Here is an 835-nt window from a genome sequence, read left to right on the forward strand (position 1 = left end):
GAAGCGGAATGAATGATTATGTTTATGCCATCGCGGTCAGCGGCAGCGGGGTGTATGCGGGAGGCGGCTTCACCACTGCGGGGGGAGTTGTAGCAAGCCATATTGCCAAATGGGATGGCACGAGTTGGTCGGCACTGGGAAGCGGAATGAATGAATATTTCGTCCGTACCATCGTCGCAAGCGGCAGCGAAGTGTACACCGGAGGTTACTTCACCACCGCGGGGGCCAAACCCTCTTCATATTTTGGCAGGTACTCACTGAACCAGCCACCCATCACAAATGCCGGTTCAGATCAAACCGTCATCGTCAATGAGACGGTGCAACTCGATGGCAGCGGCTCCAGCGATCCGGATGGCGACCCGCTGACGTACGCCTGGGAAATCACATCCAAACCCGCCGGGAGCAACGCTACGCTTTCCGATCCTTCCATTGTCAACCCAACATTTGTCGCCGATATGGCAGGCGAGTACAGTGTGTCACTGGTCGTCAACGACGGCACAGTGAACAGCGCCCCGGATGAAGTGATCATCACTGCCATCACCGCTCAACAGGTTACTCAAAACCTCATCGTCCAGGTGCAGGCGTTGAACAAACCACAGTTGAATGGCTTGATCGGCATGCTGAAAGTCGTCATCAAAAGGTTGAACGATAATCGCATTGACAAGGCTATTGAAATGCTGCAACAATTCATCGATCATGTGGAGAACTTTATTGGCAACGGAATTCTTACGAGGGATGAAGGCCAGCCGCTGATCGATGCCGCCGAGGCGATCATTGCGGCGCTGAGTAATCCCACTCAAGCGCCCAGTCACAAAAATGACGCCGGTGACGGCCT

Annotated in this window: 1 protein-coding gene; it reads left to right on the plus strand. The window is 54.3% G+C overall.

Features of this window, described 5'->3' with window-relative positions; all coding sequences use genetic code 11:
• Nucleotides 1-8: 8 nt before the first annotated feature.
• A partial coding sequence (locus L6R21_28040; protein ID MCK6563057.1) for a PKD domain-containing protein occupies nt 9-835 on the plus strand: 827 nt, incomplete at its 3' end.

This window comes from bacterium (genome assembly GCA_023150945.1).
GTDB lineage: Bacteria > Zhuqueibacterota > Zhuqueibacteria > Zhuqueibacterales > Zhuqueibacteraceae > Coneutiohabitans.